The following is a 26,678-nucleotide window of genomic DNA, read 5'->3' on the forward strand; positions in this document are numbered from 1 at the left end:
TTCTGATGCCAGACGCCGTTGTCCTCCTGCCAGTCGCCGCCCGCGTATTCATAAATACGACGGAAGCTGACGTCCGGGGTTAAGTCTTTGTAATCCTTGCAGGCCAGCTCGCAGGTTTTGCACCCGGTGCAGCGGCTGGAATCAATAAAAAATCCATACTGGGTTGTCATCGGTTAATCCTTATGCCTTCTCGATCTGCACCAGGTTAGTGTGCTGCGGGTTGCCTTTCGCCAGCGGTGACGGGCGGTGCGTGGTCAGGGTATTAATGCAGGAGCCGTGATCGACACGATCGCCGTTCATGTTGGCGTCATGCCAGGCGCCCTGGCCCATCGCGCTCACCCCCGGCATGATGCGTGGTGTCACTTTCGCGGCAATGCGCACTTCGCCGCGGTCGTTGAAGACGCGCACCATATCCCCGTTTTTGATACCGCGTTTCTCTGCATCCACAGGGTTAAGCCACACCTCCTGGCGACAGGCGGCCTGGAGCACGTCCACGTTGCCGTAGCTGGAGTGGGTGCGCGCTTTGAAGTGGAAACCGAACAGTTGCAGCGGGAATTTGCTGCGCTCGGGCGCGTCCCAGCCTTCGAAGGTTGAGGCATAGACCGGCAGGGGGGTGATGGTTTCGTCTTTTTGCAGTTCCCAGGTTGCTGCAATATCCGCCAGCTTGCTGGAGTAGATCTCGATCTTCCCGGACGGGGTTTTCAGCGGATTGGCATCCGGATCGTCACGGAATTTTTTGTAGGCCACAAAATGTCCATTTGGATCTTTGCGCTTATAAATACCCATTTTTTTCAGCGCGTCGTAGGACGGCAGCAGCGGATCTTTGGCGACCATTTTGGCGTACAGGTAGCGCAACCACTGCTCCTGCGTACGGCCTTCGGTGAATTTCTGATGGATATCCGGGCCGAGGCGTTTCGCCACCTCGCTCATGATCCAGTAAATAGGCTTGCGCTCGAACTTCGGTGCGGTCACCGGCTGGAGGAAAATCAGGTACCCCATGTTGCCGGCGTAATCGTTGGGGATGATATCTTCCTGCTCAACGGTCATCAGGTCCGGCAGAACAATATCGGCATACTTCGCGGACGAGGTCATGAAGTTGTCGATGACGACGATCGTTTCGCACTTACTCTCGTCCTGCAATATGTCGTGGGTTTTGTTGATATCGGAGTGCTGGTTGATGATGGTATTACCCGCGTAGTTCCAGATGAACTTGATCGGCACATCGAGCTTATCCTTGCCGCGTACGCCGTCGCGCAGGGCGGTCATCTCCGGTCCACGGGCAATGGCATCCGTCCAGCTGAAGCAGGAAATTTGCGTTTTCACCGGATTTTCCGGCAGCGGCATACGTTCGATGGTGATGGTGTAGGTTGATTCGCGCGCGCCGCTGTTGCCACCGTTAATGCCAACGTTACCCGTCAGGATCGGCAGCATGGCGATGGCGCGGGACGTTTGCTCGCCGTTGGCCTGACGCTGCGGGCCCCAGCCCTGGCAAATGTAGGCCGGTTTCGCCGAACCGATTTCACGGGCAAGCTTAATGATGCGATCGGCGGGGATGCCCGTAATGCGTGACGCCCACTCCGGGGTTTTCGCGGTTTGGTCATCACCCTGGCCGAGAATATAGGCTTTATAATGACCATTAGCAGGAGCGCCTTCCGGCAGGGTTTTTTCGTCATAACCCACGCAGTATTTATCGAGGAAAGGTTGATCGACGAGGTTTTCATTAATCAGCACCCATGCAATACCCGCCACCAGTGCGGCATCGGTGCCAGGACGAATGGGGATCCACTCGTCTTCACGCCCTGCGGCAGTGTCGGTGTAGCGCGGATCGATAACGATCATCCGCGCGTTTGACCGTTCGCGCGCCTGCTCGAGGTAGTAAGTGATCCCGCCGCCGCTCATGCGCGTTTCCGCCGGATTATTGCCGAACATCACGACCAGTTTGGTATTTTCGATATCCGATGTGCTGTTGCCATCGTTACTGCCGTAGGTGTAGGGCATTGCGCAGGCGATCTGCGCGGTCTGTAGGTGCCGTAGTGGCTGAGGAAGCCGCCGTAGCAGTTCATCAGGCGCGCAACCAGCGAGGCGTAAGGGGAGGAGCGGGTGATGTTGCCGCCTACAATCCCGGAGGAGTAGTTAATGTAGACCGCTTCGTTGCCGTATTTTTCGACCACGCTTTTCAGGCTCGCGGCGATGGTGTCCAGCGCTTCTTCCCAGGTAATACGCTCAAACTTGCCTTCTCCGCGTTTGCCCACGCGTTTCATCGGATAGTTCAGACGGTCTGGATGATTAATGCGACGGCGAATTGAACGGCCACGCAGGCAGGCGCGAACCTGATGGTTGCCGTAAATGTCCTCGCCGGTGTTATCCGTTTCAACCCAATAGACTTCGTCATCGCGAACGTGCAGACGCAGCGCGCAGCGGCTACCGCAGTTCACCGAGCAGGCACCCCAGACGACTTTATCTTCTGCTGGCTGAATAGCGGTCTGCACTGCGGCGGCGGCGCTTTTCAGACCAAAAGGTAATGTGATCCCACCGGCGGCAAGCGCCAGGGACCCTATGGCAGTAGATTTAACCAGAGCTCGACGGCTTATCCCGCCGTGATGTTCAACTTCGGACATGACTCACCCCATCATTGTTAATAATTATTTTCACCCGTGACTACAACCGGGCTAATGATGGGGGAGTGTTACTTATTTGGAGGTATTAAATATTAATCCTAGTCAATTCAGGGGTATTGAGTGGAAAAATCATTGCGGCTCAGCGGGCGCATTCTCTTGCGTACCTGCCCCGCTTACCGGGTAGTTGCCGCTACTGGTGCGGGTGTACAAAATTTTGAAAGTATCATTGGCACAATGCCCAACGACCTGCGCATCCGGCTGATCGGCCTGATCGTTCGGGACGATGTTCAGGGTAAAGCCAGACTCCGGCACGCCGTTGTTGATAATCTTCTGCTGAATGTCACTTTTCACGCGCTCGCAGGAGTCCGGGGCCGCAAGAATAGCGGGTGAAGCACTCATTAACAGCAGGGCGGTAATCCAGGGTAACCGTTTCATCTGTAGCTCCTTTTCACTGTGTAGACTGTAAGCATAGCAGGGTTAGGGTAAGCTTTTGTTTTTGGGTCTCTGTTTCTGAATTGTCCTGGAAGTGCTGAAACGCACGGCCATTAATGAAAATAGGTTACTTACCCTTTCCCTTGATTGATTATTGGATTGAACAGTGGCGTAATCGCGCGTCGATAACGGTGGCGATGCTTTGCAGCTAACGGCCTTTCCCGCATAAGTAAATTCCAAATTCTTTTCTTTTTGGCATCCAGCAGGGCATCACCTTTTGATTCATTAATTGTTGAAACATTGGCTTCTTCGGAAAGGCGCACTGGATAAGGTACTATAGAGTGAATTTTCGCCAGTGATAGGTCTTCGAATAAACTCCATTTATCGGCAACCATCCATACAGGATAAAGGTTATCCAGAAGGCTACTAGCAGCTTTTTGATTGATAATATATGCATGAGTAGTCGTGGCATGCTGAGTCTTATGTATATTATATGAGCCGAAAATGTGTTTGGACGGTTTTTTGTAATATTTATTGACCCGACTCAGAAGAAGAATCTCAGGTTTTGCCTTGCTGAGCGTAACGCTATTAAGTATCTCACGCAGATCGCTGTTTAGTACAACATCATCCTCAAGGATAAGAGCGGCGTCGATATTTTCATCTATTATTCTTTTGTATATTTTTTGATGGCTTAATGCACAACCTACTTCTCCCGGAAGAAAAGCATAATTTGTCTCCCGTGTGACATTTCTTAGTTCAGTTTCAGTCATTATTCGACCATCTACTGCTTCAATAAACTCGTATTCAATGTTCAATTCGGACAATTGACATTCCATTTTCGCACGACGTTCGAGCGAGTGTTTGAGATTGACTATAAAAGTTCTCATCCTTTGAACGTTCCTTGAAGACTGTTTGGCTGGACTACATTCGTACATTTTACCAGTATTCGAACCAATTCAACATCGTTACCATACTATTTGCTACTATGAGTGCCACAACCCTTTCATTCTTTTGGTAAATGATGTGAACAAATACGCAGCGATAACGCTACTGGCAACGGTACTGGTGGGATGCGACAACGACACCGCGCCGCTGTCATTTACGCCGGAGATGGCGAGCTTTTCGAACGAGTTTGACTTTGATCCACTGCGCGGCCCGGTGAAAGACTTTACCCAGACGCTGTTCAACGATAAGGGGGAAGTCTCTAAACGCGTGACCGGAACGATGTCGACGGAAGGGTGTTTCGATACGCTTGAACTGCACGATCTGGAGGCTAACACGGGCGTTGCGCTGGTGCTGGATGCTAACTACTACGTCGATGCGGAAACCCAGCAGCAGAAGGTGAAGTTGCAGGGAAAATGTCAGCTGGCGGAACTGCCGTCCGCTGGTTTGACGTGGGACACCGACGATAACGGGTTTGTGGTTGCCGCGCACAGCAAAGAGATGGAAGTGAAGTATCAGTATGACGCCGACGGCTACCCGTTGGGTAAAACCACGGTCTCCGGCGACCAGCGTTTATCGGTCAAGTCGATGCCGTCGAAAGATCTGCACAAGCGCATGGATTATACGGCGGTAAGCCTGTTGAACGATAAGCCGATGGGCAATGTAAAGCAGAGTTGTGATTACGATCGCCACAACAACCCGGTGAGCTGTGAGCTGGTGATCACCGATGACAGCGTCAAACCTGCCGTGGAGCGCAAGTACACCATCAAAAACAGCATTGAATATTATTGAGCGTAAAACCGCGCAGGTTACTGCGCGGTAGGTTTAAGCAGACTGGCGGAAGAGGACTTATGCCCGGCCAGATGCTGATGCTGGAAAATGCACATGCGGATGGTGTTACGGTATTCGCCGTTAATAAAGAACTCATGGATCAGTTCACCTTCCACCATAAAGCCCAGCTTACGGTAGATGTGAATCGCTTTTTCGTTCTCTTTGTCGACGATGAGATAAAGCTTGTAGAGATTCAGGACGTTAAACCCGTAATCCATCGCCAGCTTTGCCGCCCGCGACGCCAGACCTTTCCCCTGATGTTCCGGTGAAATTATAATCTGAAATTCCGCCCGACGGTGAACGTGGTTGATCTCAACCAGTTCAACCAGCCCGGCTTTTTCACCTTCGCACTCCACCACAAAGCGGCGTTCACTCTGATCGTGGATATGCTTATCGTAGAGATCGGACAGCTCGACAAAGGCCTCGTAAGGCTCTTCAAACCAGTAACGCATCACGCTGGCATTGTTGTCGAGCTGGTGAACAAAGCGTAAATCTTCGCGCTCCAGCGGACGGAGCTTAACGTCACACAGCGTCGACATTACGGTGCTACCGTGCGGCCAGTACGACGATCCAGACAGCGCAGGGTGTTAGGCTCCCAGTAAGCGTTGACATTGGCACTTTGCTGGCATTTGTCGCGGGCATCAAACGCGACGTCTTCTTTATCCCACTCTTTTTCCACGCGCTTATTCACTTTCTGACGCAGGCTGCGGGTGTCATTCCATTGTTCTTTGTCCATGGCGGCGTTCTGACGGCTTTGCGCGCTGTCACCAGACTCAATGATGAGTTTGCTGGTTTCGGCTGATGCCGTTGCGGCAAAGGCGAACGATGACAGCGCCAGTACGGCTGTCAGACAAAGGCGTTTGCTTAATGTAGTCATAGCGTTTCCTTTAAACGGGTGCAGACAATCGGATTACCCCGTTGGATTCTACACCAATCCTAAAGGGTGTCATACCCGCGCGGCAGGTATGGGAACGATGTGAACATTATCGCGCAGGATGTCTAAATCAATCCTCACGAAACGAGAGATTGTTCAACGCTGTGGTTGCGTAGTAGTGTCCTCATTGTGTGATCGTCCGCTGATTTTACGATCATTATACTTGTATGGTAGTAGTGTAGTTGCGTAAATTTCCTGCATCACAACGAGCGATGTAAGGAAATGGATTATGAAGATTGTCGGGGCTGAAGTATTTGTCACCTGCCCGGGGCGTAACTTTGTCACCCTTAAAATCACGACCGATGAGGGCATTGTCGGGCTGGGTGATGCCACGCTGAACGGACGTGAACTTTCCGTTGCCTCCTACCTGAAAGATCACCTGTGCCCGCAGCTGATTGGCCGCGATGCGCACCGCATCGAAGATATCTGGCAGTTCTTCTATAAAGGCGCGTACTGGCGTCGTGGTCCGGTCACGATGTCAGCGATTTCTGCCGTGGATATGGCGCTGTGGGACATAAAAGCGAAAGCCGCGAACATGCCGCTCTACCAGCTTCTGGGCGGGGCATCCCGGGAAGGGGTGATGGTTTATTGTCACACCACCGGACACACCATTGACGACGTGCTGGAAGATTATGCCCGTCATAAAGAGATGGGCTTCAAGGCGATTCGCGTGCAGTGCGGCGTGCCGGGAATGAAAACCACCTACGGCATGGCTAAAGGGAAAGGGCTGGCGTACGAGCCTGCGACCAAAGGCGCCTGGCCGGAAGAACAGCTGTGGTCCACCGAGAAATATCTCGATTTCACACCCAAACTGTTCGACGCGGTGCGCAGTAAATTCGGCTTTAATGAACATCTCCTGCACGACATGCACCACCGTCTGACGCCCATCGAAGCGGCGCGGTTCGGCAAGAGCATCGAAGAATTCCGTATGTTCTGGATGGAAGACCCAACGCCTGCGGAAAACCAGGAGTGTTTCCGCCTGATCCGCCAGCACACCGTCACGCCAATTGCGGTGGGTGAAGTGTTTAATAGCATCTGGGACTGCAAGCAGCTGATTGAAGAGCAGCTCATTGACTATATCCGCGCCACCCTAACCCATGCGGGCGGCATCACCGGGATGCGTCGCATTGCGGACTTTGCCTCACTCTACCAGGTGCGTACCGGTTCACATGGCCCGTCGGATCTGTCGCCGATTTGCCACGCCGCGGCGCTGCATTTTGACCTGTGGGTACCGAACTTCGGCGTTCAGGAGTATATGGGGTATTCAGAGCAGATGCTGGAAGTGTTCCCGCACAGCTGGCGCTTCGATAACGGCTATATGCACCCGGGCGACAAGCCAGGGCTGGGCATTGAATTTGATGAGAAGCTGGCGGCGAAATACCCGTACGAACCGGCCTGTCTGCCGGTAGCCCGTCTGGAAGACGGCACCCTCTGGAACTGGTAAACGAGGAGCGAATGATGAAAAGCGTAGTGATCCAACAGCCGAATGCGCTGGTAATCGAGGAGCGTCCTCTTCCGTTGCCGGGCGCAGGGGAAGTCCGCGTCAAAATTAAGCTGGCCGGGATCTGTGGTTCCGACAGCCATATCTATCGCGGACATAACCCGTTTGCGAAATACCCGCGCGTGATTGGTCATGAGTTCTTTGGCGAGATTGACGCTGTGGGTGAGGGCGTGGAGAGCACCCGTCTGGGCCAGCGCGTTTCGGTTGATCCGGTGATCAGCTGCGGGCACTGCTACCCCTGTTCCGTCGGTAAACCGAACGTTTGCACCTCGCTGGTGGTGCTGGGCGTTCATCGCGACGGTGGCTTCAGCGAATACGCCGTCGTCCCGGCGAAAAATGCGTGGCACATCCCGGACGCCATTCCCGACCAACACGCGGTGATGGTAGAGCCATTCACCATTGCCGCTAACGTGACGGGACAGGCGAAACCGACCGAACAGGATGTGGCGCTGATCTACGGCGCAGGCCCAATGGGGCTGGTCACCGTGCAGGCGCTGAAGGGCGTTTACAAGGTGAAGCAGGTCATCGTTGTCGATCGCATTGATGAGCGGCTGGCGATGGCACAACGCAGCGGCGCGGACTGGGTCTTCAACAACGGCGAGCAGTCTTTACAGGCCGCGCTGGATGCAAAAGGGATCAAGCCGACGTTAATCATCGATGCTGCCTGTCATCCGTCCATTTTGCAGGAAGCGATTACGCTGGCGTCTCCGGCGGCGCGCATCGTGCTGATGGGCTTCTCCAGCGACCCGAGCCAGATCGTGCAGCAGGGGATCACCGGCAAAGAGCTGTCGATCTTCTCTTCACGCCTGAATGCCAACAAATTCCCGGTGGTCATTGACTGGCTGGAAAAAGGGCTAATCGACCCTGAAAAACTGGTCACCCATACATTTGACTATCACCACGTTACAGACGCCATCGAACTGTTTGAAAAAGACCAGCGGCAGTGCTGCAAAGTCTTGCTCACGTTCGACCAATAATAATTCACGCGGTTAAGAGCCTGCGAAGACAGGCTCTAAGTGGTACGCATCTTACCTTTCAGAGATAGCCATTATGACTCAAGCACAACCTCAAAGAAGTACGTCAGATCTGGTGAAAGCCGCCGTATCTGGCTGGCTGGGCACCGCCCTGGAGTTTATGGATTTCCAGCTTTACTCCCTGGGTGCCGCGCTGGTGTTCCATGAAATTTTCTTCCCTGAGCAGTCCGCGGCCATGGCGCTGATCCTGGCGATGGGCACCTACGGCGCAGGTTACATCGCGCGTATCGTCGGGGCGTTTATCTTCGGCAGAATGGGAGACAGCATTGGTCGTAAAAAAGTGCTGTTTATCACCATCACCATGATGGGGATCTGCACCACCTTAATCGGCGTATTGCCGACCTACGCGCAGATCGGGATTTTCGCACCGGTGCTACTGGTAACGTTGCGTATTATTCAGGGGCTGGGCGCGGGCGCGGAAATCTCGGGCGCAGGCACCATTCTGGCGGAGTATGCGCCGAAGGGCAAACGCGGCATCATCTCTTCGCTGGTGGCGATGGGAACCAACTGCGGGACGCTGAGCGCCACGGCGATCTGGGCTGTGATGTTCTTTGCTCTCGATCGCGAAGAACTTATTGCCTGGGGCTGGCGCGTGCCGTTCCTCGCCAGCGTTGTGGTGATGATCTTCGCCATCTGGCTGCGTATGAACCTTAAAGAGAGCCCGGTGTTTGAGAAGGTTAACGACGCCGAAACCGTGACACCGGTTGCCGCGCAGGATACCTCTTTAGGCGCGATGTTTAAGAGCAAATCCTTCTGGCTGGCTACCGGGCTGCGCTTTGGTCAGGCGGGTAACTCCGGGCTGATCCAGACTTTCCTTGCCGGGTATCTGGTGCAGACGCTGCTCTTCGATAAGGCGATCCCAACCGATGCGCTGATGATCAGTTCGATTCTGGGCTTCCTCTCAATCCCGCTGCTGGGCTGGCTGTCCGATAAAGTGGGGCGCCGTCTGCCGTATATCATCCTTAACATTTCAGCCATCATTCTGGCTTACCCGATGCTGTCGATTATCGTCGACAAGAGTTACGCGCCGGGCGTGATTATGCTCTCTATCATCGTGATTCATAACTTTGCGGTGCTCGGGCTGTTCGCGCTGGAAAACATCACCATGGCGGAAATGTTTGGTTCGCGGAATCGCTTTACACGCATGGCGATCTCGAAAGAGGCGGGCGGTCTGGTTGCTGTGGGCTTTGGTCCGGTGCTGGCAGGGATCTTCTGCAACATGACCGGGTCCTGGTGGCCGATTGTCGCGATGCTGGTGGCGTACTCGCTGATTGGGCTGATTTCGGCTCTGATGATGCCGGAAGTGCGCGACCGCGATCTGAGTGAAGCCGAAGATGCAGCCGAAGCAACCCATAAGGAAGCGGTGGCCTACGGCGCGCTCTCTTCACGCCGCTGATGGTTTACAACTTGCGTTACCTGTCACACAACTTTTCACTGATGTCACACCACATGGCGAAAAGTTAATTTAAATCAAGATCTGAAAACGACGTATCAGTATGGTTAATGGCAGCGTTTTTTGACTCCGACTGCCATTCTAGTTGGTGTAGTCAGCAGGCGCTGCCGCTCTGATAAGGAGCGGCAGCGGATCACAGCGTTCATTACTTAACGAGTCTCAATCATGGAAAACCGGTTATTACAGGCGAAGGCGACGCGTCCGCAGTACGATCGCGACAGCCTCAAGGCACGCATTGTTCATTTAGGCTTTGGCGCGTTTCACCGTGCGCACCAGGCGGTGTACACCGATATACTCGCCGCAGAACAGGGCAGCGACTGGGGTTACTGCGAAGTTAACCTGATTGGCGGCGAACAGCAGATTGCCGATCTCAAGGCACAGGATAACCTTTATACCGTGGCAGAGATGTCTGCCGATGCCTGGACGGCGCGCGTGGTCGGCGTCGTCAAAAATGCCCTGCATGCGCAGGTCGACGGGCTGGAAAGCGTGCTGGCGGCGTTGTGCGAACCGCAGGTTGCCATTGTTTCCCTGACCATCACTGAAAAAGGGTATTGCCACTCTCCGGCAAGCGGACAACTGATGCTCGATCATCCGTTAATCGTTGCAGACCTGCAAAACCCGCATCAGCCGAAATCTGCGCCGGGCGTGGTGGTTGAAGCGCTGGCGCGGCGTAAGGCGGCGGGGCTACCGGCATTCAGCGTGATGTCATGCGATAACATGCCGGAGAACGGCCACGTGATGCGCAACGTGACCTGTGCCTACGCGCGCGCTGTTGACGGCGAACTGGCGGACTGGATTGAAGCCAACGTCACCTTCCCGTCAACCATGGTGGATCGTATTGTGCCCGCCGTTACGGCTGATACGCTGGATAAAATCGAACAGCTGACCGGCGTACGCGATCCGGCAGGCGTGGCCTGCGAGCCGTTCCGCCAGTGGGTGATTGAGGACAACTTTGTTGCTGGCCGTCCAGCGTGGGAAAAGGCGGGTGCGGAACTGGTTTCAGATGTCATTCCCTTTGAAGAGATGAAGCTGCGTATGCTTAACGGCAGCCACTCCTTCCTGGCGTATCTCGGCTACCTGGCCGGTTATCAGCACATTAACGACTGCATGGAAGATGAACATTACCGCGCAGCCGCACATGCGCTGATGCTGAAAGAGCAGGCGCCGACGCTGAAAGTGAAGGGTGTGGATTTAGGTCGCTATGCTGACCAGCTTATCGCGCGCTACAGCAATCCGGCACTGCGTCACCGTACCTGGCAAATCGCCATGGACGGCAGCCAGAAATTGCCGCAGCGTATGCTCGATTCCGTGCGCTGGCACCTTGTCCACCAGAAACCTTTCCCGCTGTTGGCCCTGGGTGTGGCAGGCTGGATGCGCTATGTCGGCGGTGTGGATGAGCAGGGTAACGCCATTGAGGTGAGCGATCCGCAGCTGGCGGTAATTCAGGCGGCGGTAAACGGTAGCGCTGAAGGCGAAAGCCGGGTTAGCGCGCTGTTGGGCATTGAGGCTATTTTCGGTAATGAGTTGCCGAAGGACGCGGTGTTTGTTGATGCCGTGATGCAGGCCTATCACACGTTGCTGCAAAAAGGCGCGAAGGCCACGGTTGCTGAGTACGCCGCCCGGCTCTGACGCGATGACATGCCGCCGTTCGCGGCGGCATGTCGGGGAACAGCTTAGTGCATTCCCAGGCGAATCAGCTCAATCGGTTCGAACTTACCTTCGCATCCTTCCACTTCAACCGTTTTACCACGACGCACCTGCTCGGCATTCAGGCCGTCGCTGTGGATCGCTTTAATCACGCCGAACTGACCTGTGCCGCTAATCATAACGCGGCTGCCAGTGGTGATTGCATTTCGGTTACGGTCGTATGTCATCATGGTATTTTCTCCTCTTGCACTTATCCGTTACGGCGCTAATTCAACGGCTGCCGTTCACGGGGCACTATTAATACGCCTCTCTTAAACTGAATTATTTGCTTTTGATCAAGCTCACACTTTTTTCTTATTTCATGATGGCGCTGACGGTTCAGGACATCGCTTTACAAAGCGGACAGTTATTTTCCTTATTTGATAGTTTACGAACGTAAGTGTTTAGGTTTCGTTTATCTCCGCAATGCCATTCTGGAAGCAGAAAATAACCCTTCATCGGAAAAGGAGTCAGGCTTATGTATAAGAAAATTTTGATGCCTGTTGACGTGTTTGAAATGGATTTGAGCGATAAAGCGGTACGCCACGCGGTCAACCTCGCGAAGGCGGAAGGCGCGACAATCACCCTGGTCAACATTCTCCCTAACAGCAGCCGTTCGTTACTGCGGGGGTTCAATGCGGATATTAAGAAGTTCGAAGAGTATATGACCGCCGAATCTGATAAGAAGATGAAGGCGCTGAAACGGCTCTTTGATATGTCCCCGGACAATATTGACTGTGAAGTTCGCTTCGGCAACGTACGCGATGAAATCATCAAGCTCAGTAAAGAGGGGAAATATGATGTCATTGTTATCGGATCAAAAAATCCGAGTATCACAACGCATCTGCTGGGTTCAAATGCTGAAACTATCCTGCGCTACGCCACTATTCCGGTATTAGTGGTCCGCTAATCACTTCGCCGCAACCGAAAGGGGGCGGCGAGGTTTTATTCTTCGCTAAACCACTCGCGGTTTTCCTGACGAATTAACTGAACTGACTCGCTAATTTCCTGGAGGTGAAGCGTCATCGCTTTATCTACGGCTTCCACGTCGCGTTTTTCCAGAGCACTGAAAATATCATGATGCTGTCGCAGCAACATCTCTGGCGGAGAAACATGATTAAGACTCATGTAGCGCACGCGGTCGATGGTCGCTTTGATGTTTTCGACGGTATCCCACGCGAGCTGGCACTCGGCGACCTGCGCCAGTTTCTGGTGAAACTCGTCGTCCAGCTGGAAAAAGTCGTTTAACTGTTTGCGGTCGATGGCGATACGTTGCTGATGCAGGTTTTGCTCCAGCAGGTAACATTGGTTGTCGTTAATGAGCGACGCGGCACGACGCACCACGGCGCACTCGATGGCCTGACGAACAAAACAGCCATTTCGTACCTGCGAAAGGGAAATTTTATTTACATAGCTGCCGCGCTGCGGGCGGATCTGAATAAGGCCGTTTTCTGCAAGCTTGATAAACGCCTCACGTACCGGCTGACGGGAAACGTCAAAACGTACCGAAACCTCTTTTTCTGAGAGTGGCGTTCCCGGTGGGATCAGGCAGCGAACAATATCACGGCGTAAAATGCGATAGATTTGCTGGTTAACGGGCTGGGTAGGATTAAGTTGCGATTCAGCGGCCATGGGTTGTGGTTTCTCAGAGAGTTAACCTGAACATACTACCATTCTTTTCCCTGCCATCACATACCCGGCCCGCAGGCCGGGTGGGGTAAATTAATCGCGATGCACGCTGAGTCCGGCATAGGTCTGGCTGACGGGCATCATCTCAACTGTATTGATGTTGACATGCTTCGGCAGGGTCGCAACCCACCAGACGGTTTCGGTGATATCTTCCGGCGTCAGCGCGTTCGCATTTTCATAGGTTTTATCCGCTTTCGCGTCATCGCCTTTGAACCGCACATTTGAGAACTCCGTTCCGCCTACCAGACCCGGCTCAACATCGGTCACGCGGATCGCGGTCCCGTGCAGGTCGGTGCGCAGGTTCAGGCTGAACTGACGGACAAAGGCTTTGGTTGCGCCGTACACGTTGCCGCCCGCGTAAGGCCAGCTACCTGCGGTGGAACCGATATTGATGATATGACCACGGTTACGTTCAACCATGCCGGGCAGCACGGCGCGGGTCATGTACACCAGCCCTTTGTTGTTGGTGTCAATCATGTTTTCCCAGTCTTCCACGCTGGCTTTGTGAGCAGGCTCCATGCCCAGCGCCAGGCCGGCGTTATTGACCAGAACGTCGATTTCACGCCATTCGGCAGGCAGGCTGGCAATCATCTCTTCAATGGCGGCGCGGTTGCGGACGTCCAGCTGTGCGGTCAGGATGCTGTCACCCAGTTCGTCTTTTAGCTCCTGCAAACGCTCCTGACGACGCCCCGTTGCAATCACTTTGTGTCCGTTGGCGACGAAGCGACGCGTGATGCTTTCACCAAAACCCGCCGTTGCCCCGGTAACTAAAATAATCATCTCACTGTTCCTCAACGCTTTTTGTGTTGTACTAACATAGCACGCTCTTTGGCACGTCGTTAAGGCAACATTTGTATGACGCCATTGCAGGCCAGCGCAGGCTGGCCTACTCTGGGGAGAAATACCGTGCTCAGGAGTAAACGATGTCGGTCAACAATCCTTTTTTTGAAATTAGCCTGTTGCCTTATCAGGCGCCACGTTTTGATGCGATCAACGACAGCCATTATCGTCCGGCATTTGATGAAGCAATGCGCCTGAAGCGTGCAGACATTGACGCGATTATCACGCAGCGCGCCGAGCCGGATTTCGACAACACCGTGCTGGCGCTGGAAAAGAGCGGGGCCATGCTGTCGCGCGTGAACAGCGTGTTCTTCGCCATGACGTCCGCACACACCAACGATTATCTTCAGGCGCTGGACGAGCAGTTCTCCACCGAACTGGCCGGGCTGGCGAACGATATCTGGCTAAACGATACCCTTTTCGCCCGTGTGGAAGCCGTCTGGCAGGAGCGCGAGGGCCTGGATGCCGAATCCCGACGACTGACGGAGGAGACATATCAGCACTTTGTTCTTGCGGGCGCGCGACTGAACGCCGATGAAAAAGCGGAGCTGAAAGCCCTGAATACCGAAGCCGCCACCCTGACCAGCCAGTTCAACCAGCGCCTGCTGGCGGCGAAAAAGGCGGGCGGACTGGTAGTGGACAACGTGCATGCGCTGGATGGGCTGAGTGCAGAGGAGATCGCTGCCGCGGCTCACGCTGCCGCAGAAAAAGGGCTGACGGATAGCTGGCTGATCCCACTTTTAAATACCACCCAACAGCCCGCACTGGCGGCGCTGTCGCAGCGCGAGACGCGTAAGAAGCTGTTTAACGCAGGCTGGGAACGCACTCAGAAAGGGGACGAAAACGATACGCGCGATCTGATCCGTCGGCTTACCGCGTTGCGGGCAAGGCAGGCGCAGCTGCTCGGGTTTGAAAATTTTGCCAGCTGGAGCATTGCCGATCAAATGGCGAAAACGCCGGATGCCGCGCTCGAATTTATGCGCGGAATAGTGCCTGCGGCGCGCAGCAGGGCCGCGCTGGAGCAGGCGGATATTCAGAAGGTCATCGACGACGAGCAGGGCGATTTTACGGTGCAGGCCTGGGACTGGGCGTTTTATGCCGAACGCGTGCGCTCAGCGAAATATGCACTGGACGAAGCGCAAATCAAACCCTATTTCGCGCTCAATACCGTGCTGGAGGATGGCGTATTCTGGTCAGCCACGCAGCTGTTCGGTATCCGCTTTGTCGAGCGGTTTGATATTCCGGTTTACCACCCGGACGTTCGCGTGTGGGAGATTTTCGATCACACCGGCGAAGGCATGGCGCTGTTTTACGGCGACTTTTTCGCTCGCGACTCTAAAGCGGGCGGCGCGTGGATGGGGAATTTTGTTGAGCAGTCTTACGAATTTGCCGCGCGTCCGGTGATTTACAACGTCTGCAACTATCAAAAACCGGCCAACGGCCAGACCGCGCTGATCTCCTGGGATGATGTGATTACCCTGTTCCACGAGTTTGGTCATACGCTGCATGGCCTGTTTGCCAGCCAGCGTTACGCCACGCTTTCCGGCACCAACACGCCGCGTGATTTCGTTGAATTCCCGTCACAGATCAATGAACACTGGGCCAGCCATCCGCAGGTATTTGCGCACTTTGCTCGTCACTATCAAACCGGCGAACCGATGCCGGATGCGCTGCGGGAAAAAATGCTCAATGCGACCCAGTTTAATAAGGGGTATGACATGACGGAGCTATTGAGCGCCGCGCTGCTGGATATGAACTGGCACGGCATTCAGAAGCCTGTTGAAGATGTGGAAGCCTTTGAAGCCGCCGCCCTGAAAAAAGAGGGGCTGGATCTACCAGCCGTACCGCCGCGCTACCGCAGCAGCTATTTCGCCCATATCTTCGGCGGCGGCTACGCGGCAGGTTATTACGCCTATCTCTGGACGCAGATGCTGGCGGACGATGGCTACCAGTGGTTTGTCGAGCAGGGCGGTTTGACGCGCGAAAACGGACAGAAATTCCGCGAGGCGATTTTGTCCCGCGGCAACAGCACTGATTTAGCTGAACTTTATCGCCAGTGGCGCGGGCACGATCCGAGGATTGAACCGATGCTGGAGAATCGCGGGCTGAGTGCACCGGGAGGCATTGAGGGCTGAAAACAGAACCGGGCTTTGCGCCCGGTTACTCTTGCGTCAACCACATGTCCGACTCTTCGAACATCTCCTCGAGCATGCGGTTCAGCTTTTCCCGGTCGCTTTTGCTGGCATCGCTGTTCAGGCCGTTCGCTTGCATCGGCTTAACCGTCACGCTGGCATCGGGAAAAATCCGGTGTACGCGTTTTGTCAGCTCGGCCAGGATGATTTCCCTGGCTCCCTCCAGCCCCTGTACGTTTCGCTTGTCATAAACCAGTTCCACAAACATGATTGTTTACCTTATGGATATTACGCTGGGATTCAGCCAAAGCGTAAAATACTACTGTATATGAGTACAGTCAAACCGCGTTCAGACTAAAGCATTGTCCAGAGCAATGCGCACAGCGTTGCCAGCCCACCCAGAACAACCAGAAATACCGTCACGCCACGAAGCTCCGCCAGCGCGGGGCGGGTGTAGATGAGGTAGGCGGGGATAAGGAACAGGATCACCGCAATCAGTGGCCCGCAGAACATTTCAATCAGGCTGAGCACATCCGGATTGGCATAAACAATGCCATAGGTCAGCAGGAACAGCGCCAGAGAGGCCAGCCGCTTGCTGGCTCTGGCCTTTTTACCGGATACGCTGGCAGCCAGTTGACCAAACGTTTGTGCGACCGACAGACCTACGCCCAGGAAAGATTTCGTCATACCGATGATGGCGATGAGCGGAGCAATGTGGTAAATCAGGCTGAAATCACCGTTTCCCTTCATCACGGACAGCACGTTCAGGTTCTCTGCCTTCGCCCGCACAAAGCTTTCATGCGGGATACCCAGCACGCAGCTCAGCACGAAAAAGAGGATGCTGGCGAAGATGGCGAAATAGGCGATGCGGATCACGAAGAGAGCCTTTTTTTCACCCTCGGCTTTCCTTTCCCGGTAGTAAGAGCTCAGCGGAGAGACCATAGGCGCACAGCAGAACGAGAAGGTAATAAGCGGCAGCGTCAGCCAGATGTTTTTCAGCGTTACCGGAAGCGGTGCGGCTGTTATTTCAGCGGCTGTACCGGTCAGGTTAGACAGATGCCAGCCCGGGATCAGTGATACGGCGATCAGCAGCACGGATGCCGCGAACGGCAGCGCCAGCGCGCTCATAATGGCCACGACTCTGTCCCGGCCCTTGCTCAGCACCACATACAGTGCAGCAACCACGATAAACGACAATGGCCCACGGCTGATCGCGGTGATATGCAGATGCTCCACCAGTAAATTATCCAGCGCATTAATTAGCGCCACCCCGTAAACCAGGGTTACCGGGAAGAAGGTCACACAGTAGAACAGGGTGATCAGCTTTTCACCTCGTCCGCTGAAGAAGGAACCGAAGATCGGCAACGTGCCGTTTTCAGTCTTCTCCTCACGCATATAGACACGACAGAGGAGTAAATGGGGGATCAGGGATAACGGCAGCCCCAGCAGGAGCATGACCAGGAAAATAACCGGGCCACGGGTGCCGATTTCCACGGGCAGGAACAGCGTTCCCGCCCCGACGGCTGTACCGTAGAGGCCCAGCGTCCAGATGTTATCCTGCCAGTGCCAGTTAGAGCGTGTTGTAATAGTACCTTAGAGCGTTGTGGCTTTATTCATCATGTTTTACCGCGTTATTAAAGGGTCGACGACGTGTTTAGTTTTTATTCTGTTCGTAGTCGTCGATGCGCCATGACGTCGCGGGCGGGAGGGGTTTGATTTCGCATACCGTAAACCTTATGTGTATGCCTGCAATAACTATCGTTATTTTTTGACGATGCTTTAACAGGCGGTTAATTAAGAAAGGGATTTGTTAAATTAACGAACAAATAATGCCTGACTTTCCCTGCCTGCACGTCTGTTAATTAAGGAGTAAACACCCTGTTTTATTAAGTACCATAAGGCGTCGAAATATTGAAGAGGGGATTTATTTGATTATTTCATTGGGCGTAAAAAAGCCGCTTTCTGCCCGAAATTAAAAAACACAATATAGACAATCGCGTAACTCGCTCGTAGCTTTCGAACCGTTTTGTAACACTACGTTCTGTTTCTGGTGGCGAAGGGACCCAGGGCACCGTATGTCCGCTATTAAACGCCCCTTAAAAAAATCCTCTTCTATACTCAGTTACGTTTAGTGAAATATGCGGCCGCGCCTCACGTCGCGTTGCCTTAATAGCGGCGGGCAGCAGGGGCATATATCCACGAAAACGCCTTAATCATGGTCAATTTTGCATTTTTTAGAGGGGGATTCCTGGTATGTTGCATTCTCAATCCTCGCGGGTCGGCAGCATTTTGCTGTTGCTGACCGCGATAATAGCCTTCGCGCTGGCGCTATACGCCTGGTGGACGCCGCTTACCGGCGTCACTGGCACCATTGGTGCACTGGGGGTGGTCATTGCCAGCGTAGTGCTGGCGATCCTGACCTTACTGTTACGTGCGGCATCGCGTCGCGGGGCGCGCATCTTCCTGATTATTGTCACTCTGGTGGTGCTGGTGGGTATTGGTTTTGCCGCCGCGCTGCTGCACCAGTACATCATAACGGCAGCCATGGTGGTCGGCCTGATCGGTCTGATTATGCTGAGCAGCCATTCCGCCCGTTACAACCATCCCGTCAGAAGCTGAGGAGCCGCCCGTGCACAACGATAAGCATTATCCCTTCATAAAAGTCAGCATGACGGCGCTGGCGCTGCTGGTCGCTCCGCTCGCGCTACAGGCGCAGGATAAGGCCGCTGAAGCCTCTCAGGGAACCCAGGAATCGCTTAATATCGATGCAGCCGATCAACAGGCACCTGGAACCACAAAAACAACAGACGATGCCTCAACCGGCAACGGTGGTGAACAGAAAGCCGCTTCGACGAGCCAGCCAGCGACGCCGCTGGTGCCCGGCACCGCCACCTGGGACAGCTTCCACGGCCAGCTTAACGCCCAGAAATACAGCCCGTTGACCCAGATTACGGCGGATAACGTCGGGAAATTAACGAAAGTCTGGGAGTTCCATACCGGTGATGTCTCGGATGGTAAAGGCGACACGCCAGCCACCGTCTGGTCCGCAACGCCCATTTTCGCCAACGACACGCTCTACATCGGCACCCCTTTCGATCGCCTGATTGCACTGGATCCGGGGACGGGTAAAGAGAAGTGGCACTATGACACCAAATCGTCGCGCATGGCGCTGACCCAGCCGGTGCTGAAAAACCGCGGCGTTTCCTACTGGCAGGCCAAAAATCCGGTGAACGGTCAGGCATGTCAGAAGATCGTCTATATGGGCACCGTTGACGGTAAACTCTTTGCGCTGGACGCCGATTCAGGCAAGCCGTGCAGTGATTTTGCGGACAACGGCGTGCTGGATCTGAACCAGTGGAACACGGTGAACGCGAAGTATCCGCTCTCTGTCCTGCAACCGCCAACCGTTGTCGGCAACCATATGCTGGTGGGCTGGGCCGGGAAAGACTGGGCCTATGCCGAAGCGCCTCCGGGCACCGTATTTTCCGTCAACGCCCGGACCGGTAAGCTTGAATGGACCTTTGAAGCGATCCCGGCAGAGATCCGCAAGCGCACCGGTACCGCCAACGTCTGGACGCACATGTCCGCCGATGAGGCCAATGGCCTGGTCTATCTCCCGGTCTCATCGCCGTCACCTAACTATTGGGGCGGTAACCGTGCCGACGCTATTCCGCTCGGCACCTCGACCACCGCGCTGGACATCAATACCGGTAAAGTGGTCTGGTCCCGTCAGTGGGTACACCACGACGTCTGGGATTACGACATCAACTCTGCCCCGACGCTGATGGACATCACCGTAGACGGCAAGCAGATCCCGGCGCTGGTTCAGGCCACCAAGCAGGGTTTCCTGTTTGTGGTTAACCGCCTGACGGGGGAGGACGTATGGCCAATCGAAGAACGTCCGGTTCCGCAGGGTGATGGTTCGGTCCAGGGCGAAGTGCTCTCGCCTACGCAGCCATTCCCGACCAAACCCGCGCCGCTGCTCGACCAGTCGAAAAAACCGGCAATCTGGAAGCTGGCGGATATCGTCGGTGCGGGCCAGTGCTCCCGCCTGTGGGATAACCTGACCTATGAGGGAATGTATACCCCGCCTACCACCAAAGGCGAAGGCACACTCACCTATCCCGACAGCGCTGGCGGCGTGCAGTGGGGCGGGGTGGCGTTCGATCCGCAAAAACAGATCGCCATCGTCAACACCTCGCATATCGTCCAGTACGTGAAACTCTACAGCCGTGAGGATTACGATAACGCGGACAAAGACTCCGGCAACGAGAGCGGCTTTGCCCCGCAGGAAGGCGCCCCGTACGGTATGCGTCTGCTGGTGGCGAGCAACTGGCTGGGCATGCCGTGCTGGCAGCCGCCGTTTGGTGAAATCGTGGCGCTGGACATGCACACGGGGGATGTGAAATGGCGTCGTCCGGTTGGTGCTTCCCAGCAGTATGGCTTCTTCATGCCGGAAAGCTGGGGTTCGCCTACCATTGGCGGCCCGGCCATCACGGCGGGGGGGGTGATCTTCATCGGCGCTTCAATGGATGCCAAAGTGCGTGCCTACTCGGTCGAGAGCGGTGACGAGTTGTGGTCCGATCAGGTAGAAGCTCCGGCGGTAGCGAACCCGTCCGTCTATGAATATAAAGGTCGCCAGTATGTGGCCTTCGTGGCTGGTGGGAATACCATCCTGAAGGATCAGGTGGGAGACCAGGTGGTGGTTTACGCGCTGCCAGAATAATTCATCAAGAAGGGAAAATAAGCGTGGGGCCTGCTGGCCCCACGTTATTTTGCAGTAGTCGTTTTACCGACGCGTTATTTATCGGCTGACGCGCCGGAGTGCGTTGACATCTGCTCGGCGGACTTCAGGTGCTGCTCAACCACCGGCGTGTGCTCGTTGGCCAGCGCCTTCACATCCGCATCGTCGATTTTACTGGCGTCGCTCTTAAGCTTCGACAGCACCTTCTCGTGGTCCTTCACACCGGCGTATTCCATATACATTTTGTCAAACGCGTCACCCTGCTGGTTTTCCAGCCTTGAGTTCAGGGCTTTATGCGCGGCGTCAGGCTCGGTCGGCAGTTCTACGCCCTTTTTCTGGGCTACGGCCTGGACTTTGGTCAGCGCGGCGCCGTGATCGTCGACCATTTTCTGGGCGAATGTTTTCACTTCACTGGTTTGGGCCTTGTCCAGGGCGAGCCTGGCGGCGGCAACTTCGTTGATATTGGCCTGCGCCATGTCCTTCAATGCTTTCTCGTCGCCGGAGCTGAGTCTGGCGTCCGGTTGAGCCTGGCCCGCAGTTTGAGTTTGTGCGGCGTTTGTCGTCTGGGCTTGTACGCCAACGGTGCTGAACATTGCTGCAACTGCTGATACGGCTAGCAGCCTTTTCAGGGTTTTACTCGTGTGCATATTGTTCTCCTGATGGTCATGGTACAGGTAAGTTTCGGTTGCTTCAGGCGCAACCGGCAGATAAATGCTCACTGCACAGGTCAGTATAGTAGATGAATCTGCTGCACCCGCTGTTCAGGACAGTAATGGCTGATCGTGATGCTCAATTCTTCTACAATATTGATACGGATCATTTACATATTTGCTGCTAATGTTAAATATAGAAATTCATCAACAGGAGGAATGATATGAAAAAAGCACTATTAGGGAGTGTATTGGCTTTAACAGTAGCAAGCTTCGGCGCATCTGCGGCAGATATGATTTCCAAAGATGAAGCGCACCACTTCAAACTTGAATACCTTGGGAATGTATCTGTAGGGGCTTCAGGTGGACAAATTTCGTCACCTTCAGATCTTCATCAAAAACTCTCGAAACTGGCAGACGAGAAGGGCGGGAAATACTACGTCATCATCGCTGCCCGCGAGCATGGCCCTAACTTCCAGGCCGTAGCAGAAGTGTTTAAATAATCTTCTCGAAGAACACAGAAACCCGCTTCTGGCGGGTTTTTTACGTATAGACAGCAAAAAAAATGCCCCTGATGCGGGGCGAGTTTGAGTCAAATCTTTTCTTATGTTTATGTGTTTTGTGCTCTAAGGCTTTGGGACAATAACACCCTGCTCAAATAATGCAATCTAAATGCATATTTAAATGCGATGGCTGCATACGTTACACAGATAGTCTACTCTTTACATACAGTTATGGTTAAAGGCAGTTAATCGTTAGCTGTCGCCTGCTGGAGTATGGAAACAGTAAACGGTTGCAAGAGGTAAACATGAACGTTGACGCACTGACGCAAAAGGCAGAAGAAGAAATTTCAGCGCTTATCACCAAAAAAATTTCCGAGTTACGTAAAAAAACAGGGCAGGAAGTGTCTGAAATTGAGTTTATCGCTCGTGAAGCCATGACTGGCCTCGAGGGATATGAGGTAAAAATCAAACTCATCTAATCTACAAAAGGTCGTTCCTGCGGCTTTGCATGTTGTCGTGACATTGAATAAAGACAGCTAAGACTATCCTGCGTGTGGCAGGTTGAGGCTAAAAAGCCCGGTAGCGTTGTGCTTGCCGGGCCTACAATTCACGCAATCCACAGGCCGGGCAGGGCCTTGCCGCCACCCGGCTTACCAGGTTTACACTATGGCGTTAGGGCACGCTTCGCCCTTTTCGAGTTGACGCAAATTCCCTAGCGTGGTTTCTGAAATGCTGATCAGCGCTTCGGCGGTCAGAAACGCCTGGTGGCCGGTGAACAACACGTTGTGGCAGGCCGACAGGCGACGGAACACATCGTCCTGGATCACGTCGTTAGATTTATCTTCGAAGAACAGATCGCGTTCGTTCTCATAGACATCCATACCTAATGCGCCGATTTTTTGCGTTTTTAACGCTTCGATAGCGGCCTGAGAGTCGATCAGCCCGCCGCGACTGGTATTGATGATCATCACGCCGTCTTTCATCTGGTCGAACGCCGACTGGTTAAGGAGGTGATAGTTTTCCGGGGTCAGCGGACAGTGCAGGGAGATAACGTCCGACTGAGAAAAGAGCGTCTTCAGATCGACATACTCCACGCCCAGCTCCAGCGCAGCGGCGCTGGGGTACGGATCAAACGCCAGCAGGCGCATGCCAAATCCTTTAAGAATGCGAAGGGCGGCCACGCCGATTTTGCCGGTGCCAATGACGCCTGCGGTTTTACCGTACATGGTAAACCCCGTCAGCCCCTCCAGAGAGAAGTTGGCATCACGGGTACGCTGATAGGCACGGTGAATACGACGGTTGAGCGACATCATCATCCCGATGGCATGTTCTGCCACGGCTTCCGGAGAATAGGCCGGGACGCGAACGACCTTCAGACCCAACTCTTTGGCGGCATCAAGATCGACGTTGTTAAAACCCGCGCAGCGCAGGGCAATGTATTTCACGCCCTGTTTTTTCAACTCTTCCAGCACCGGTCGGCTGCCGTCGTCGTTAACGAAAATACAGACACCTTCGCAGCCGTGGGCAGTCTTCGCCGTCTTTTCAGTCAGCAGAAAGTCGAAAAATTCAAGATCGAAACCGTACGTCTCGTTAACATGTTGCAGATACTTTTTGTCGTACTGCTTTGTGCTATATACCGCGAGTTTCATAAGACTTTCTCCAGTGATTTTGGAACCACGTTAGCATGTTTAAAATTATCTTACAATTTTTCAAAATTCATTGAAATCAATAAGTTCTATGAATTATTGTAGAGCATCTACTCTTAAAAATGGCATTACCTTCAACTGACTGGCTAAACATGCGACAATGAGCGGCAGGAACGGCTTATTTTTTTCGCAAAATCAGGATATTAACTGCCCATGAAGGGTAAATACAAAGCCGCAATCGCGCTCTTACTGCTGCTATTTCTTGTGCCGCTGACGCTGCTGATGACGCTCGCCCAGTGGGTACCCACGCTCGCCGGGATCTGGCTTCCCGTAGGAACGCGTATCGCGTTTGAAAAAAGCCCACGGATCACGCGCCACGCCCTGATCATCCCCGATCTCCGCTATCTGGTAGAAGAGTGTGAAGTTGCCCGTGTGGAAAACGTGACCCTGTCACACCCCAGCCGCTGGGATCTGGATATTGGCGCACTTGAACTTAACTCTGTCTGCCTGAGCAAACTGCCGCAATCAGCGCCCTCTACGGTGGCGCCGAAAACGCTGGCACAGTGGCAGGCCATCCTGCCCAATACCTGGCTGACCATCCACCGCTTTACCCTTTCTCCCTGGCAGCAGTGGGAGGGTGAGCTGCATGCCTCGCTCACGCCCGCCCGCCAGGACATCACCTATAAAGGGGAACAGGTGAGCATCAAAGGGCAGTTGCGCGGCCAGACGCTCTCCATTAGCCAGTTCGATGTGCACCTGCCGGACCAGCCGCAGCCCGTGAAGCTGGTCGGTGAATTTACCCTGCCGCTGGTGCCGGACGGCGTACCGGTGAAGGGGCACACAGTCGCAACCTTTAACGTGCCACAGTTATCCTCGCTGGTCGATGCCGATCTGGACTGGGAGGACAATCAGGGCCAGCTGGTGGTCATGGCGCGGGACAACCCCGAGCCGCTGCTCGATTTACCGTGGCAGATCACCGCTCAGCAGTTGACCATCAGCGACGGACGCTGGAACTGGTCAGCCTCCGGTATGCCAATGAGCGGTCGCGTCGGCCTGAAAGTGGATAACTGGCAGCAGGGGCTGGAGAAAGCCACCTTCACGGGGCGGCTCAACGTGCTGACCCAGGGGGATGCGGGTAAGGGCAACGCGGTGCTGAATATCGGTCCCGGCTCGCTCAGTATGAAAAACAGTGCTATGCCGCTGCACCTGAGCGGGGAAGCCAAGCAAAACGATCTGATCCTCTATGCCAGACTCCCGGCTCAACTGACCGGTAGCCTTTACGAACCGCAGCTTACCTTTGAACCCGGCGCATTATTGCGCTCGCGCGGACGGATCATTGATTCGCTGGATATCGATGAGATCCGCTGGCCGCTGGCGGGCGTGAAGCTCACGCAGAAGGGGGTGGATGGCCGCCTGCAAGCCATTCTGCGGGCGCATGAGAACGAGATGGGCGATTTTGAGCTGCATCTGGACGGCCAGGCTAACGACTTTTTGCCGGATAACGGTTTGTGGCAGTGGCGTTACTGGGGCAAAGGGAACTTCACGCCGATGAACGCGCGCTGGGATGTCCGGGGAACCGGAGAGTGGCGCGACAACGTTATCGAACTGACCGATCTCTCCACGGGGTTCGACAAATTGCAGTACGGCACGATGCTGGTCAGCAAACCGCGTCTGGTGCTGGATCACCCGGTGCGCTGGTCGCGGGACCCGGAAAACCCCACCTTTAGCGGCGCGCTCGCGCTCAATGCCGGGCAAACAAGCTTCTCGGGCGGAAGCGTGCTGCCGCCGTCCGTTTTGACCTTCAGCGTGGACGGGACAGACCCGACGGTGTTCCAGTTTAAAGGGAAACTTCATGCAGACGACATCGGGCCGGTCCAGGTCAACGGGCGCTGGGACGGCGAACGCCTTCGCGGTCAGGCCTGGTGGCCAAAACAGTCTCTTACGGTATTCCAGCCGCTGATCCCGCCAGACTGGAAAATGACCCTGCGCGGCGGCGAAATGTACGCGCAGGTCGCTTTCTCGGCGGCGCCCGATCAGGGCTTTGAGGCCGGGGGGCACGGGGTGCTCAACGCGGGCAGCGCGTGGATGCCGGACAACAAGATTAACGGCGTTGACTTCGTTCTGCCGTTCCGCTTAAGTCAGGGCACCTGGTCGCTGGGTACGCGCGGGCCGGTAACGTTACGAATCGACGAGGTGAAAAACCTGGTCACGGCCCGAAATATCACCGCGGATCTCCAGGGCGATTACCCCTGGACGGAAGCGAACCCGCTCCTGCTCACCAACGTGAAGGTGGAAGCGCTCGGCGGGAAAATCACCATGCAGCAGTTGCGAATGCCGCAGCACGATCCGGCTTTACTGCGCGTGGATAATATTTCCTCCAGCGAACTGATAAGCGCGGTAAATCCGAAGCAGTTTGCCATGTCCGGCCCGGTGAGCGGCGCGCTGCCGTTCTGGCTGGACAATGAAAAATGGATCATTAAAGATGGCTGGCTGACTAACCCGGGGCCGATGACGCTGCGTATCGACCAGGACACGGCAGATGCCATTGTGAAAGACAACGTAGTTGCCGGGGCGGCGATCAACTGGCTCCGCTATATGGAAATTTCGCAGTCGTGGACAAAACTCAATGTGGATAATCTGGGTGTGTTAACCATGCAGGCGGCCATCAAAGGCACCAGCCGCGTCGAGGGTAAAAGCAGCTTCGTGAACCTGAATTACACCCATGAAGAGAACATTTTTACCCTCTGGCGCAGCCTGCGCTTCGGGGACAATCTGCAAACATGGTTTGAGCAACATGCGGCGATACCCCTTCTCCGCAGTTCGACAGGCAAGGAAAGTGAGGAACAACAATGAAAAAGAGGGCTGGTGTACTCACCGTGTCCGTCGTCGCGCTGCTGTCAGGCTGCACGCCGCGCATTGAAGTGGCGGCGCCCAAAGAGCCGATCACCATCAACATGAACGTGAAAATCGAGCATGAAATCCACATCAAGGTGGATAAAGACGTTGAAGCCCTGCTGAAAACCCGCAGCGATCTGTTCTGAGG

At 54.6% G+C, this 26,678-nt stretch carries 24 protein-coding genes and 2 pseudogenes; 13 read left to right on the plus strand and 13 right to left on the minus strand.

Features of this window, described 5'->3' with window-relative positions; translation table 11 throughout:
* From dmsB to ACOTX7_RS16790, 4 genes and pseudogenes are all read right to left on the minus strand, one after another.
* Positions 1 to 170, minus strand: a pseudogene (gene dmsB / locus ACOTX7_RS16775) (dimethylsulfoxide reductase iron-sulfur subunit DmsB); the annotation flags it as partial.
* A 10-nt stretch (positions 171 to 180) separates the two neighbouring features.
* Positions 181 to 2,489, minus strand: a pseudogene (ynfE, locus tag ACOTX7_RS16780) (selenate/tellurate reductase subunit YnfE).
* A gap of 258 nt (positions 2,490 to 2,747) precedes the next feature.
* Positions 2,748 to 3,053 carry a DUF1161 domain-containing protein gene (locus tag ACOTX7_RS16785; RefSeq protein ID WP_006808860.1) on the minus strand — a complete coding sequence of 102 codons (306 nt, stop codon included), beginning with the start codon at positions 3,051 to 3,053 and terminating at the stop codon, positions 2,748 to 2,750.
* 128 nt (positions 3,054 to 3,181) lie between these two features.
* Positions 3,182 to 3,985, minus strand: coding sequence for a glycosyltransferase family 25 protein (locus tag ACOTX7_RS16790; RefSeq protein WP_421626138.1), 804 nt, complete (start codon positions 3,983 to 3,985; stop codon positions 3,182 to 3,184).
* 88 nt (positions 3,986 to 4,073) lie between these two features.
* On the opposite strand from ACOTX7_RS16790, the gene ACOTX7_RS16795 reads away from it, so the two are divergent.
* Positions 4,074 to 4,784 (plus strand): YnfC family lipoprotein, encoded by a 711-nt coding sequence (locus ACOTX7_RS16795; protein ID WP_006808858.1) that lies wholly within the window; start codon positions 4,074 to 4,076, stop codon positions 4,782 to 4,784.
* A gap of 17 nt (positions 4,785 to 4,801) precedes the next feature.
* On the opposite strand, the gene speG is transcribed toward ACOTX7_RS16795, so the two are convergent.
* Positions 4,802 to 5,362 carry a spermidine N1-acetyltransferase gene (gene speG, locus ACOTX7_RS16800; RefSeq protein WP_047354707.1) on the minus strand — a complete coding sequence of 187 codons (561 nt, stop codon included), beginning with the start codon at positions 5,360 to 5,362 and terminating at the stop codon, positions 4,802 to 4,804.
* Positions 5,362 to 5,700 carry a DUF1283 family protein gene (locus ACOTX7_RS16805; RefSeq protein ID WP_006808856.1) on the minus strand — a complete coding sequence of 113 codons (339 nt, stop codon included), beginning with the start codon at positions 5,698 to 5,700 and terminating at the stop codon, positions 5,362 to 5,364. Before ACOTX7_RS16805 ends, speG begins: the two co-directional genes overlap by 1 nt.
* Positions 5,701 to 5,986: 286 nt before the next feature.
* Here ACOTX7_RS16805 and rspA point away from each other — a divergent pair, with 286 nt between their 5' ends.
* From rspA to ACOTX7_RS16825, 4 genes are all read left to right on the plus strand, one after another.
* Positions 5,987 to 7,201 (plus strand): starvation-sensing protein RspA, encoded by a 1,215-nt coding sequence (gene rspA, locus ACOTX7_RS16810; protein WP_006808855.1) that lies wholly within the window; start codon positions 5,987 to 5,989, stop codon positions 7,199 to 7,201.
* Between the two features lie 14 nt (positions 7,202 to 7,215).
* Positions 7,216 to 8,235 (plus strand): Zn-dependent oxidoreductase, encoded by a 1,020-nt coding sequence (locus ACOTX7_RS16815; protein WP_221257239.1) that lies wholly within the window; start codon positions 7,216 to 7,218, stop codon positions 8,233 to 8,235.
* Positions 8,236 to 8,308: 73 nt separating this feature from the next.
* A complete protein-coding gene (locus ACOTX7_RS16820; RefSeq protein WP_421626139.1) occupies positions 8,309 to 9,688 on the plus strand; it encodes an MFS transporter in 1,380 nt (459 codons plus the stop codon).
* A gap of 222 nt (positions 9,689 to 9,910) precedes the next feature.
* Positions 9,911 to 11,374 carry a mannitol dehydrogenase family protein gene (locus ACOTX7_RS16825; RefSeq protein ID WP_205923956.1) on the plus strand — a complete coding sequence of 488 codons (1,464 nt, stop codon included), beginning with the start codon at positions 9,911 to 9,913 and terminating at the stop codon, positions 11,372 to 11,374.
* Between the two features lie 44 nt (positions 11,375 to 11,418).
* Here the strand turns inward: ACOTX7_RS16825 and ydfZ are convergent, their stop codons facing one another.
* Entirely contained in the window at positions 11,419 to 11,622 is a 204-nt protein-coding gene (gene ydfZ, locus ACOTX7_RS16830) for a putative selenium delivery protein YdfZ (protein ID WP_003857405.1), read from the minus strand.
* A 287-nt stretch (positions 11,623 to 11,909) separates the two neighbouring features.
* Between ydfZ and ACOTX7_RS16835 the strand changes: the two genes are divergently transcribed.
* A complete protein-coding gene (locus tag ACOTX7_RS16835; protein ID WP_015570611.1) occupies positions 11,910 to 12,341 on the plus strand; it encodes a universal stress protein in 432 nt (143 codons plus the stop codon).
* 35 nt (positions 12,342 to 12,376) lie between these two features.
* Here the strand turns inward: ACOTX7_RS16835 and ACOTX7_RS16840 are convergent, their stop codons facing one another.
* Both ACOTX7_RS16840 and ydfG read right to left on the minus strand, forming a co-directional pair.
* Positions 12,377 to 13,063 (minus strand): GntR family transcriptional regulator, encoded by a 687-nt coding sequence (locus tag ACOTX7_RS16840; RefSeq protein ID WP_221255921.1) that lies wholly within the window; start codon positions 13,061 to 13,063, stop codon positions 12,377 to 12,379.
* Positions 13,064 to 13,153: 90 nt separating this feature from the next.
* Positions 13,154 to 13,900, minus strand: coding sequence for a bifunctional NADP-dependent 3-hydroxy acid dehydrogenase/3-hydroxypropionate dehydrogenase YdfG (gene ydfG / locus ACOTX7_RS16845; RefSeq protein WP_221255922.1), 747 nt, complete (start codon positions 13,898 to 13,900; stop codon positions 13,154 to 13,156).
* Positions 13,901 to 14,043: 143 nt separating this feature from the next.
* Between ydfG and dcp the strand changes: the two genes are divergently transcribed.
* A complete protein-coding gene (gene dcp / locus ACOTX7_RS16850) occupies positions 14,044 to 16,095 on the plus strand; it encodes a peptidyl-dipeptidase Dcp (RefSeq protein WP_221813598.1) in 2,052 nt (683 codons plus the stop codon).
* A 25-nt stretch (positions 16,096 to 16,120) separates the two neighbouring features.
* On the opposite strand, the gene ACOTX7_RS16855 is transcribed toward dcp, so the two are convergent.
* Both ACOTX7_RS16855 and ACOTX7_RS16860 read right to left on the minus strand, forming a co-directional pair.
* A complete protein-coding gene (locus ACOTX7_RS16855) occupies positions 16,121 to 16,360 on the minus strand; it encodes a DinI family protein (RefSeq protein ID WP_006808847.1) in 240 nt (79 codons plus the stop codon).
* A gap of 86 nt (positions 16,361 to 16,446) precedes the next feature.
* Complete coding sequence (locus ACOTX7_RS16860) at positions 16,447 to 17,679, minus strand: amino acid permease (protein ID WP_221257241.1); 1,233 nt, start codon at positions 17,677 to 17,679, stop codon at positions 16,447 to 16,449.
* A 666-nt stretch (positions 17,680 to 18,345) separates the two neighbouring features.
* Here ACOTX7_RS16860 and ACOTX7_RS16865 point away from each other — a divergent pair.
* Positions 18,346 to 18,711: a hypothetical protein gene (locus ACOTX7_RS16865; RefSeq protein ID WP_047354714.1), complete on the plus strand. Its 366-nt coding sequence runs from the start codon at positions 18,346 to 18,348 to the stop codon at positions 18,709 to 18,711.
* Positions 18,712 to 18,721: 10 nt separating this feature from the next.
* Positions 18,722 to 20,818: a pyrroloquinoline quinone-dependent dehydrogenase gene (locus ACOTX7_RS16870; RefSeq protein ID WP_221255923.1), complete on the plus strand. Its 2,097-nt coding sequence runs from the start codon at positions 18,722 to 18,724 to the stop codon at positions 20,816 to 20,818.
* Between the two features lie 74 nt (positions 20,819 to 20,892).
* Here ACOTX7_RS16870 and ACOTX7_RS16875 read toward each other — a convergent pair whose 3' ends face one another.
* On the minus strand, positions 20,893 to 21,483 hold the full coding sequence (locus ACOTX7_RS16875; RefSeq protein ID WP_221255924.1) for a DUF4142 domain-containing protein: 591 nt from the start codon (positions 21,481 to 21,483) through the stop codon (positions 20,893 to 20,895).
* Between the two features lie 227 nt (positions 21,484 to 21,710).
* Between ACOTX7_RS16875 and ACOTX7_RS16880 the strand changes: the two genes are divergently transcribed.
* Together ACOTX7_RS16880 and ACOTX7_RS16885 are read left to right on the plus strand one after the other, a co-directional pair.
* Positions 21,711 to 21,989, plus strand: coding sequence for a DUF1471 domain-containing protein (locus ACOTX7_RS16880; RefSeq protein ID WP_003857380.1), 279 nt, complete (start codon positions 21,711 to 21,713; stop codon positions 21,987 to 21,989).
* Between the two features lie 305 nt (positions 21,990 to 22,294).
* The gene (locus tag ACOTX7_RS16885; protein WP_006808842.1) at positions 22,295 to 22,468 is read left to right on the plus strand and encodes a GnsA/GnsB family addiction module toxin; all 174 of its coding nucleotides are present in this window, start codon (positions 22,295 to 22,297) and stop codon (positions 22,466 to 22,468) included.
* Positions 22,469 to 22,648: 180 nt separating this feature from the next.
* Here the strand turns inward: ACOTX7_RS16885 and ACOTX7_RS16890 are convergent, their stop codons facing one another.
* Positions 22,649 to 23,638 (minus strand): 2-hydroxyacid dehydrogenase, encoded by a 990-nt coding sequence (locus tag ACOTX7_RS16890; RefSeq protein WP_006808835.1) that lies wholly within the window; start codon positions 23,636 to 23,638, stop codon positions 22,649 to 22,651.
* A 210-nt stretch (positions 23,639 to 23,848) separates the two neighbouring features.
* On the opposite strand from ACOTX7_RS16890, the gene ACOTX7_RS16895 reads away from it, so the two are divergent.
* Both ACOTX7_RS16895 and ACOTX7_RS16900 read left to right on the plus strand, forming a co-directional pair.
* On the plus strand, positions 23,849 to 26,488 hold the full coding sequence (locus ACOTX7_RS16895; protein ID WP_221255925.1) for a YdbH family protein: 2,640 nt from the start codon (positions 23,849 to 23,851) through the stop codon (positions 26,486 to 26,488).
* Complete coding sequence (locus ACOTX7_RS16900) at positions 26,485 to 26,676, plus strand: YnbE family lipoprotein (RefSeq protein ID WP_221255926.1); 192 nt, start codon at positions 26,485 to 26,487, stop codon at positions 26,674 to 26,676. The genes ACOTX7_RS16895 and ACOTX7_RS16900 overlap by 4 nt, the downstream gene beginning before the upstream one ends.
* The last annotated feature ends 2 nt before the right edge of the window (positions 26,677 to 26,678 follow it).

Origin of the sequence: Enterobacter cloacae complex sp. IR5418 (assembly GCF_049238105.1) — a bacterium.
Lineage (GTDB): Bacteria > Pseudomonadota > Gammaproteobacteria > Enterobacterales > Enterobacteriaceae > Enterobacter > Enterobacter hormaechei.

Excerpts from the sequence above, each read along its gene's own strand:
- ACOTX7_RS16825 (WP_205923956.1), top strand. The coding sequence starts at position 9,911 with ATGGAAAACCGGTTATTACAGGCGAAGGCGACGCGTCCGCAGTACGAT.
- rspA (WP_006808855.1), top strand. The coding sequence starts at position 5,987 with ATGAAGATTGTCGGGGCTGAAGTATTTGTCACCTGCCCGGGGCGTAAC.
- ACOTX7_RS16835 (WP_015570611.1), top strand. The coding sequence starts at position 11,910 with ATGTATAAGAAAATTTTGATGCCTGTTGACGTGTTTGAAATGGATTTG.
- ACOTX7_RS16820 (WP_421626139.1), top strand. The coding sequence starts at position 8,309 with ATGACTCAAGCACAACCTCAAAGAAGTACGTCAGATCTGGTGAAAGCC.
- ACOTX7_RS16890 (WP_006808835.1), bottom strand. The coding sequence starts at position 23,638 with ATGAAACTCGCGGTATATAGCACAAAGCAGTACGACAAAAAGTATCTG.
- ACOTX7_RS16875 (WP_221255924.1), bottom strand. The coding sequence starts at position 21,483 with ATGCACACGAGTAAAACCCTGAAAAGGCTGCTAGCCGTATCAGCAGTT.
- ACOTX7_RS16865 (WP_047354714.1), top strand. The coding sequence starts at position 18,346 with ATGTTGCATTCTCAATCCTCGCGGGTCGGCAGCATTTTGCTGTTGCTG.
- dcp (WP_221813598.1), top strand. The coding sequence starts at position 14,044 with ATGTCGGTCAACAATCCTTTTTTTGAAATTAGCCTGTTGCCTTATCAG.
- ydfZ (WP_003857405.1), bottom strand. The coding sequence starts at position 11,622 with ATGATGACATACGACCGTAACCGAAATGCAATCACCACTGGCAGCCGC.
- ACOTX7_RS16785 (WP_006808860.1), bottom strand. The coding sequence starts at position 3,053 with ATGAAACGGTTACCCTGGATTACCGCCCTGCTGTTAATGAGTGCTTCA.
- speG (WP_047354707.1), bottom strand. The coding sequence starts at position 5,362 with ATGTCGACGCTGTGTGACGTTAAGCTCCGTCCGCTGGAGCGCGAAGAT.
- ACOTX7_RS16895 (WP_221255925.1), top strand. The coding sequence starts at position 23,849 with ATGAAGGGTAAATACAAAGCCGCAATCGCGCTCTTACTGCTGCTATTT.
- ACOTX7_RS16885 (WP_006808842.1), top strand. The coding sequence starts at position 22,295 with ATGAACGTTGACGCACTGACGCAAAAGGCAGAAGAAGAAATTTCAGCG.
- ydfG (WP_221255922.1), bottom strand. The coding sequence starts at position 13,900 with ATGATTATTTTAGTTACCGGGGCAACGGCGGGTTTTGGTGAAAGCATC.
- ACOTX7_RS16815 (WP_221257239.1), top strand. The coding sequence starts at position 7,216 with ATGAAAAGCGTAGTGATCCAACAGCCGAATGCGCTGGTAATCGAGGAG.
- ACOTX7_RS16805 (WP_006808856.1), bottom strand. The coding sequence starts at position 5,700 with ATGACTACATTAAGCAAACGCCTTTGTCTGACAGCCGTACTGGCGCTG.
- ACOTX7_RS16855 (WP_006808847.1), bottom strand. The coding sequence starts at position 16,360 with ATGTTTGTGGAACTGGTTTATGACAAGCGAAACGTACAGGGGCTGGAG.
- ACOTX7_RS16790 (WP_421626138.1), bottom strand. The coding sequence starts at position 3,985 with ATGTACGAATGTAGTCCAGCCAAACAGTCTTCAAGGAACGTTCAAAGG.
- ACOTX7_RS16900 (WP_221255926.1), top strand. The coding sequence starts at position 26,485 with ATGAAAAAGAGGGCTGGTGTACTCACCGTGTCCGTCGTCGCGCTGCTG.
- ACOTX7_RS16880 (WP_003857380.1), top strand. The coding sequence starts at position 21,711 with ATGAAAAAAGCACTATTAGGGAGTGTATTGGCTTTAACAGTAGCAAGC.
- ACOTX7_RS16840 (WP_221255921.1), bottom strand. The coding sequence starts at position 13,063 with ATGGCCGCTGAATCGCAACTTAATCCTACCCAGCCCGTTAACCAGCAA.